This window comes from Aquaspirillum sp., from assembly GCF_055136605.1.
The window spans coordinates 1-7,983 of the sequence record NZ_JBSQVP010000084.1; the positions used below are offsets into that span (position 1 = coordinate 1).

Genomic DNA, 7,983 nt, shown 5'->3' on the forward strand with positions numbered 1-7,983 from the left:
GGGCGGCTGTAAATACGCCTGATGTTGGGAGTGTCGATATGGGTAACCATGTCTGCGCTTCACAATAAAGCCTTCGACTTCAGTCGCGGGTTATTTACGTGATCTGTCACTTTCAGCGGGCCCGCGCCGCATTATCCATTCTGACATCGTATCTTTTAACTGAACAACTGCACCAGCCAATCGAAAAAGGGACGACATTGATGCCCACCACACACCACCCACACGGCAGTAAAGCCCATCAACATCCCCACCACCACCTTCTCACCGACACCCCCCGTTACCACGGTGACTGGCGAGCGAAAGCGTTGCCGCCAAGGCCATAATAAGGGAATGCCGGAGGGCGTGACAAAATCAGCAGCCAAGTGCGATAAATAACCCAAGGCCAACCCCGTCGCCCAGCCCGGTGGCGTGTTGAGGTAATACAATAAGAACCACAGCCCAACAATGATAATAAGCAAGGAATGCGTAAAACCACGATGGCCAAACAGCTTCGAGATTGGCACAGAAAGAATCTTTACCCGCCGTCCCAAAGTAGAGTGAGGATGATCAATATCCGGCAACATGCAGCCGATCAGCACCGCCAAAATATCCAGCGATTCCAAACCAATCCATCCTGCTTTCACACTGACAATCGCAGTCAGTGCACCCACAGTTAAATGCGAAGAAAACTGCATCGTTAAGCAACCAATTCACGCAATAATTCTTTTAATCTCACCACCCGCATAGCGACATCAGGCAGCGCCACTTCCACTTTTAACTTGTCCTGTCCCAACAATTTGTAATGCCGTTTACTTTGTATCAGCTGGATAATCTTGATCGGCTCAACCGTGGTGGTTTTATCAAAAATCAATGTCATCCCTTCTGCCGTTGCCACACATTTTTTAATCCCAATCGCGTGGGCAAGCAAGCGCAAGCGATGACTGTCGAGCAAGGTTTTCACCGGCGAGGGTAACAAACCAAAACGGTCGATCAATTCTTCTTGTAGCTGATCAATCTCTTGTTCAGCATCGGCACACGCCATTCGCTTATACAACACCAAGCGTTCGTGGACATCAGGACAATAATCCTCTGGCAATAAGGCCGGTGCAGCCAAGTGAATTTCAGTGTGAATACCCAAAGGTTGGTCAAGATCGGGTTCTTTACCTTGTTGTAAAGCACGCACCGCTTGTTTCAGCATATCGGTATATAAGCTAAAACCCACCTCTTGCATTTCGCCCGACTGCCCCTCGCCTAACACCTCACCCGCGCCACGAATTTCTAAATCGTGCATCGCCAAAGCAAAGCCCGCCCCCAAATCCTCCATCGCCTGAATTGCCTCCAAACGCTTTTGGGCATCGCGGGTTAGGTGATCGGGGGTGAGCAAATAGGCGTAGGCTTGATGGTGAGAACGGCCAACACGCCCGCGTAATTGATGCAGCTGAGCCAAGCCAAATTTATCAGCGCGATGAATAAGAATCGTATTGGCATTCGGAATATCAATCCCTGTTTCAATGATGGTTGAACACAACAGCACATTAAAACGCTGCTGGGTAAAATCGCGCATCACTTGTTCCAATTCACGCTCACGCATTTGACCGTGGGCAATTTCTATCCGCGCCTCGGGAAGTAGCTCAACCAAACGCTGCCGCATATTGTCGATGCTATCGACCTCGTTGTAGAGGAAAAACACCTGACCGCCGCGTTTTAACTCACGCAACACCGCCTCCCGAATCACCCCAGGTGCAGTTGGACTGACAAAGGTTTTCACTGCCAACCGGCGGTTGGGCGCGGTGGCAATCACGGAAAAGTCGCGCAACCCTTCTAAGCTCATGGCCAAGGTGCGCGGAATAGGCGTAGCCGTCAGCGTCAGAATGTCAACGTCAGTCCGTAGGCGTTTCAGTTGTTCTTTATGGCGAACCCCAAAACGGTGTTCCTCATCAATAATCACCAATCCCAAACGAGCAAAGTCAACATCAGGTTGTAATAAGCGGTGGGTACCAATCACAATATCCACCGTTCCTTCTTTGATGCCAGCCAGCGCCGTTTTCAGTTCTTTGGCACTGCGAAAACGCGATAACTCGGCAATTTTGACTGGCCAATCGGCGAAGCGGTCGCTGAAATTTTGATAATGCTGTTCTGCCAATAACGTGGTAGGGACCAGTACGGCCACCTGCTTGCCCCCCATCACCGCGACAAAAGCCGCCCGCAAAGCCACTTCGGTTTTACCAAAACCCACATCACCGCACACCAAACGATCCATCGGTTTACCCGAGGTCATATCGCTTAACACGGCTTGAATAGCGGCGGCTTGATCGGCGGTTTCTTCAAAACCAAAACTCTCGGCAAACGCATCATAGTCATGGCTATCCAACGCAAAGGCATGGCCGCGCCGCGCTGCGCGTTGGGCATATAAGTTGAGCAATTCAGCCGCAGTATCCCGAACTTTTTCGGCAGCACGCTTACGCGCTTTTTCCCATTGTGTTGAACCCAAGCGAGTCAAAGCGATTTTGTCGCTGGCCATGCCGGCATAACGGGAAATGCAATTTAAGTGCGACACAGGGACATAGAGCTTGGCACCATCGGCATATTCCAACACCATCAATTCGCTTGGCCCATCGCCTAAATCCATGCTGACCAGTCCTTGGTATAAACCAATGCCGTGTTCTTCATGTACCACCGGATCACCAGCGCGAATTTCGGCTAAATCGCGCAACACCGTATCAGGATTATGGCTTTTGCGACGCCGGCGACTGAGGCTGCTGCGTTGGTGTTGATAGAGTTCAAATTCGGTGACAAAGGCAATATGGTTTTCATGGTCAATAAAACCGCTGGTCAGTTGTCCTGCCACCAAGATCAAACCGGCGGCGTGCGTCATCGCGGCAGCGACATCATCGACCCATGCCGCTTGCCAGCCATAATCACGCAAAAACTGATTTAAGGTTTCACGGCGACCGACACTCTCGGCCACTAAACACACCCGACCAGTAAACTGTTGGGTAAATTGTTCGAGCAGCGCAAAGGGAGTGTCGCTGCGGCGTTGGATATGCAAGGGCGGCAAAGGGGCAAGGGTGGGTTGCCATTCACCTTCTTGTGGCAAGCGCCAGCAAGGATAGGCTTTCAAGGCCGCCATCAAAGCATCCGGACGCAGATAGAGTGCATCAGGTGGCAATCCGGGGCGAGCAGGGTCGCTACCAATCATGTTGTAGCGCGATACGATGTCTTGCCATGCCTGTTCTGCGGCAGGCAGGGTGTGATGGTGTAGGACACACGCGGCTTGTGGACCGAGATAATCGAAAATTGTGGCGGTTTGTTCAAAGAATAATGGTAGCCAGTATTCAATCCCTGCCGGCAATATCCCATTAGAGACATCTTTATACAAACGACAACGCGAGGGATCCCCCTCAAATTGTTCACGCCAACGACTGCGAAAAGCCGTAATTGCCGCCTCATCAGACGGAAATTCACGCGCGGGCAACAGTTGAATCTGGGTGACCTGATCGAGGGTACGCTGGCTATCGACATCAAATGTCCGCAAGCCATCGATTTCATCGTCCATCAAATCAATCCGATACGGCAAACTGGCCCCCATCGGAAACAGGTCGATAAGCCCACCACGAATCGAAAACTCACCGGGAGCATATACCTGTGTCACATGCTGATACCCCGCCAACACCAAATCAGCCCGCAAGCGCTCGGTATCCAGTCGTTGTTTTTCCGACAGCATAAAACTGCGCCCAGCGAGATAATCCAGCGGTGCTAGACGTTGCATGGCAGTGGCGACCGGCAACAGCAACACATCTACCTGCCCTTGGCGTAACCGCCACAAAGTCGCCAGCCGTTCACTGACCAAATCCGCATGGGGTGAAAAATGATCGTAGGGCAACGTTTCCCAATCGGGGAAAACCGCGACGCGTAACTGTGGGGCAAAAAAGCTGATTTCCTCTGCCAACCGCGTGCTATCACGCGCCTGCTCAGTCAACACCAATAAAGGTTGTTTTGCTAAAGCGGCCAACTGTGTCAGACAACGACTATCCGCACCAGCTGGGAAAAAAGGCAAGGTGTGTTTTTCGCCACGACGAGGGAGAGAGAGCAAGCGCAGAGCAGACATAAATCAGCAAATGTTAAAAATAAAGAAGGGATTATAACGGCCATCGCTTTATTGCTGCATTGCAACTAAAGCTAAAAATTAAATTTCTCTATTTCACAAATCAGGTTTTCGTTTTACATTGCAGACTTTCGTTATGCGACTTATTTTGTTTTGGATGTTTAATGCTAATCGGATGCAACAAAAACTGCGTCAAACTGACGCATCAATGTTGCGATCAGGTGTTAGAGTACAATCCATCACTGACTATTTGTTGTTAGCCAAACCAGACGTTTGAGGGGAGACATGAATGGCGTGGCTTATGCCGTTCTTGCTGTTATTGAGCCTAGCGCTTAGCGCAGCGTGCATCTATTTGCTTTACCGTGTTCGGCGGTTGGAGCGCATACGCTATCGTTTTAACAGTGTGTTGCAACACAGCCCCAATCCAGTTTTCGTCAAAGATATTGCTGGCCGTTACTTACATGTCAGCCATAGTTTTGCAGAATTGCTAAATAAAAAAGAAAATGAGTTAATTGGCAAAGAAGCTTTAGATTGTCTACCAGAAAATCAAGGTTTTGAAGAATTACAAAAACTTGACGATATCATTTTCCGTACCGGACAGCCCTGCCATATCGAGACAAAGCTGAATCATGGTGTAGATCAACGTTTTATTATTGCCACCAAATTTCCGCTTTACTCTGCTGATGGCATTCTCAATGCCATTGGTTGTATTGCCACCGATGTGACCGCCCAACGTGAAAATGAACTCCGGCTCAACGAAGCCGAGGAACAATATCGGGCGCTCGCTGAACAAAAATTAGTGGGCGTGTTTATCCAACAACATGGTGTGATTGTCTATATCAATCAACGACTCGCTGATTTGATGGACTACAGTATTGACGAACTCTTGGGTCAGTCGCTTGATGAATGTCTGATCGACAGCGAAATCGAACGGATTCGTCAACAAGCGGCATACCGCATCGAAAATCAAGTCGAACACCACCGCTTCACCACCACGTTGCGCTGCCGTGATAACCGCCCGTTGCCGGTCGAAATTCACAGTCGATTGTTTGACTATCATGGGCAATCTGCCTTTATTGGTGTGGTCCTCGATATCTCCGAGCGGCTGGCCACGGAAACTAAATTGAAACTGGCTTCCACCGTATTTGAGAATTCATCGGAAGGTATTTTGCTGACCGACCACGAGGCCAGAATTATTGCCGTCAATGCCGCTTTTTCGCGCATCACAGGTTATAGCGAAGCCGAAGCCGTCGGCAGGCGCTCACGAATGTTCCGTGTTGACCACATGGGTCATGCAGTGAATGCCCAGATGATGCGGGCGTTGGATGAATGTGGTTTATGGCAAGGCGAATTTCTCGACCGGCGTAAAGATGGCGACCTATATCCGGTGTGGCTGTCGATTAGCGCAGTCAGCGATGACACTGGTGCAGTTCAGCATTATGTCTGTGTATTTTCTGACATCACTAAGCGCAAAGTCGCTGAAGACAGGCTACAGTTCCTCGCCAGCCACGACCCGCTGACTCGACTACCCAATCGGGTCAACTTTATCGAAAGACTCACTAAAGCTGTCGATCATGCACGCGAGAATAACAGCCAGCTGGCCGTGATGTTTATCGACCTCGACCGTTTTAAGCTGATCAATGATTCCTTTGGTCATCCGGCAGGGGACGATTTACTGCGCGTGATTTCCGCACGACTGAAATATGCGGTGGGGAATGAGGCTTTTCTGGGACGTTTTGATGGTGATGAATTTACGGTGATTTTCGAGGGGGATTGCCACAAAGACGCCATCACCGCAATAGCGGATCGTTTACTGACCGAGTTAGCACAGCCATTAAAGTTAGAAGAACATGAGCTGTTTGTGACCGGCTCTATCGGTATTGCCATCTTCCCAAGCGATGGGAATGATGCCATGTCGTTACTGAAAAATGCAGATACGGCCATGTATCGCGCAAAAGAAGCAGGCAAAAATACGTATGAGTTTTTTGCCGCTACCATGAATGAACAAGCTTTTGAACGCTTGCTCATGGAAAATGGTTTGCGTTTGGCGTTAGAGCGGCAAGAGTTCCGTTTGGTGTATCAACCACAGGTGAATCCGTTTACCGATAAAGTTCAAGCAGTTGAGGCGTTGTTACGCTGGTATAACCCAGAAATTGGGATGGTATCACCCGCTCAATTTATCCCGATTGCCGAGGAATCTGGCCTCATCCGCCCAATTGGTGAATGGGTGATGGCAGAAGCCTGCCGACAGTTGGCACGTTGGGATGCCGAGGGAGTGGAGGTGCCTCGCGTGGCGGTTAACCTATCACCAAGGCAATTTATGGACAGCCGCTTGTTAGAGAAAGTGGTCACTGCATTTACAGCAGCAGGTATTTCACCACAGCGCTTAGAACTGGAAGTAACAGAATCAACCTTGATGCAAGATCCTGCGGAGGCAATTCAGGTATTAAACCAGCTAAAATCGTTGGGGGTGATGCTGGCCATTGACGATTTTGGTACCGGTTATTCTTCTCTGTCGAACTTGAAGCGGTTTCCTTTGGATTGCCTGAAAATCGACCGTTCTTTTATCGAAGGGATCCCAGACGATGGCGATAATGTGGCAATTACTGAAGCAATTATGGCGATGGCGAAGAAACTGCGCTTGTTTGTCGTAGCCGAAGGCGTCGAAACCAGCGAACAACGGTTGTTTTTGAAACGCTGTGGTTGTGAGTTAATACAGGGCTATTTTTACAGCAAACCCCTACCGCCTGAACAACTGGCAGACTTCGTGAGCGAACGTGAGCAAAATGTTGTGCTGAATATTGATTAGAGAAGTTGCAGCACAGCTTTGGTACGTCGCCCCTTGTGCGAATCAAAGATTCACACATAAGGGGTGACATACCCTACTCATCTTCTGTATCCATCATCGAGTGGTAGGATGGATAAGCGCAGCGCATCCATCAAGAGTCCCAAAGTGTATGGGTGACGCCTTTCTTATCGCTTGGGTTGGTAAAATCAACCCCATCACATTTAGGCTACGTTTTTATTTAGAAAAAACCGTATGGATAAAATCAGCCAAGTTAAACAACTTATCAGTGAAATCAATCGCTTACATTATGAATTTTCAAACGACTACTTTGAAACTGGCAAGATAGAAAAAATCAATCTTTCCAGAACCATCACACATATCCCTACACCTCACATCTACCGCTACCGCCTCACCTTACACGAAAGCATCAATGATTACCTGATGACAGCCAACATTGACATCCGATATTTTTACCGTGTGAAAACCCGTGAGAGCATCGATGACAAAATCGAACGCTTTTCCAACCGCGAAGATCAATACCCCGTCAACAACTGGCTAAATGATATTTTTGGTGCGCGCATCATTTTGACTATTGACGAAATCAATAGCGTGATGAACTTGCTGGATGATTGGCAGGATGAGTTAAATCTAAAAAACTGGTACTTACGCAACAAAGCGGGATACCGTGGTTTGCACGTCTATTTCAAAAACAAGAATAACTTCTACTTTCCGTGGGAACTACAAATCTGGGACATCGCAGATATGCAAAGCAACATCGACAATCACGAAAAATTCAAACGAAATTTTTTGTGATCTCACACAACAATCAAGCTAATCGGGCAGACCTACGAGTCTGCCCTTATGCTTTTTGCTGAATCGGGAAGAATTACAACGTATCCATCAATGCTCGGGCTTCTGCCTTACGAGCTTCGTCCCCTTCAGCCAACACTTCTTCCAGAATTTCCCGCGCACCTTCGCTATCTCCCATCTCGATATAAACACGCGCTAAATCAAGCTTGGTGCTAATCGGATCACCAATATCCAACTCCTCCGGTTCTTGCTGCGCTTTCTCTTCCGGCGTGGTTAAGCTGAGACTATCTTCATCCTTAAC

Annotated in this window: 5 protein-coding genes; 2 read left to right on the forward strand and 3 right to left on the reverse strand. The window is 48.8% G+C overall.

What is annotated here, in order from left to right; translation table 11 throughout:
• Nucleotides 1-155: 155 nt before the first annotated feature.
• Both ACTBZS_RS11160 and mfd read right to left on the reverse strand, forming a co-directional pair.
• The gene (locus ACTBZS_RS11160) at nucleotides 156-674 is read right to left on the reverse strand and encodes a metal-dependent hydrolase (RefSeq protein WP_052165366.1); all 519 of its coding nucleotides are present in this window, start codon (nucleotides 672-674) and stop codon (nucleotides 156-158) included.
• A 2-nt stretch (nucleotides 675-676) separates the two neighbouring features.
• On the reverse strand, nucleotides 677-4,087 hold the full coding sequence (gene mfd / locus ACTBZS_RS11165; protein ID WP_463044179.1) for a transcription-repair coupling factor: 3,411 nt from the start codon (nucleotides 4,085-4,087) through the stop codon (nucleotides 677-679).
• 286 nt (nucleotides 4,088-4,373) lie between these two features.
• Here mfd and ACTBZS_RS11170 point away from each other — a divergent pair, with 286 nt between their 5' ends.
• Both ACTBZS_RS11170 and ACTBZS_RS11175 read left to right on the forward strand, forming a co-directional pair.
• Entirely contained in the window at nucleotides 4,374-6,893 is a 2,520-nt protein-coding gene (locus ACTBZS_RS11170) for a sensor domain-containing protein (protein ID WP_463044180.1), read from the forward strand.
• 231 nt (nucleotides 6,894-7,124) lie between these two features.
• Nucleotides 7,125-7,685: a nucleotidyltransferase family protein gene (locus tag ACTBZS_RS11175; RefSeq protein ID WP_463044181.1), complete on the forward strand. Its 561-nt coding sequence runs from the start codon at nucleotides 7,125-7,127 to the stop codon at nucleotides 7,683-7,685.
• A gap of 73 nt (nucleotides 7,686-7,758) precedes the next feature.
• On the opposite strand, the gene ACTBZS_RS11180 is transcribed toward ACTBZS_RS11175, so the two are convergent.
• Nucleotides 7,759-7,983 (reverse strand): FimV/HubP family polar landmark protein (locus ACTBZS_RS11180; protein ID WP_463044182.1); only part of this gene is annotated, 225 nt, incomplete at its 5' end.